Source organism: Brevibacterium permense (genome assembly GCF_025506275.1).
GTDB classification, from domain to species: domain Bacteria; phylum Actinomycetota; class Actinomycetes; order Actinomycetales; family Brevibacteriaceae; genus Brevibacterium; species Brevibacterium permense_A.
In genome coordinates this window covers 1-797 of sequence record NZ_QYCP01000049.1, presented here as the reverse complement: position 1 = coordinate 797, position 797 = coordinate 1, and the positions used below count along the sequence as shown (strand labels likewise).

Sequence of the window (797 nt, the reverse complement as noted above, 5' to 3'; positions counted from 1 at the left end):
GGGAGGAAGCGGCCGCCTCGGGGAGGGGATCTGGATTCTGCAGTGTGCGGGACGGAGCGGAGCTGTCGATCTCCGCGGTGCGCTGGGTCCAAGTTGCCAGGCGCTTCGTCACCTGCTCGCGGTCGAGGAGGATGAAGAAGAAGGCGAGGAGGACGAAGGCCATGAGCACGATGTCGAGCAGGCTCGTGCGGGAGTGGACGAAGTGCTCGCCGTCGACGGCGAGCAGGCCGGCGGCGACGCAGGCGAAGAACGCCGAGCGGAAGAGCTTCCAGGCGATGACGCCGAGGAGGAAGATCGTCAGGGTGCCGATGACCGCCACGGTGAAGCGCCAGCCGAAAGAATCGTCGGCGCCGAAGAGGTCGATGCCCCACCCGATGAGCCATTTGCCCAGGGGCGGGTGGACGACGTATTCGGGTGTGGGTTCGATGACGCTGGGGTCGCCGGCGTTGAAGGAATCGTCGGCGTTCTCGGGCCAGGATCGTTCGTACCCGAAGTTGAAGACCGAGTAGCCGTCCTTGACGTAGTAGGTCTCGTCGAAGATCAGACGGTGTGGGAAGTCGAGGCGGAAGAGTCGCAGAGCAGCGCTGATTCCGGTGATGACGAGCAGGGCCGGCCACATCCACAGTGGGGCGCGGGTGGCCCACATGCCGGCGTGGAAGGTTTCGCGGCGCATCGCAGCGGCACCGGCACGCACCTTTTCGCGTTTCCTCGCCAGGCGCTCGCGGGCGATGCGCCTGGTGGGGGCCGGGGAATCTGCGGTGTGTGTCATCGGAGTCCAGTTTAGAGATCTCGGCGGG

General features: G+C 66.0%; 1 protein-coding gene. It reads right to left on the bottom strand.

Annotated elements, in window-relative coordinates:
- Positions 1-769 (bottom strand): phospholipid carrier-dependent glycosyltransferase (locus D3I60_RS01485; RefSeq protein ID WP_262774351.1); only part of this gene is annotated, 769 nt, incomplete at its 3' end.
- Between the last annotated feature and the right edge of the window lie 28 nt (positions 770-797).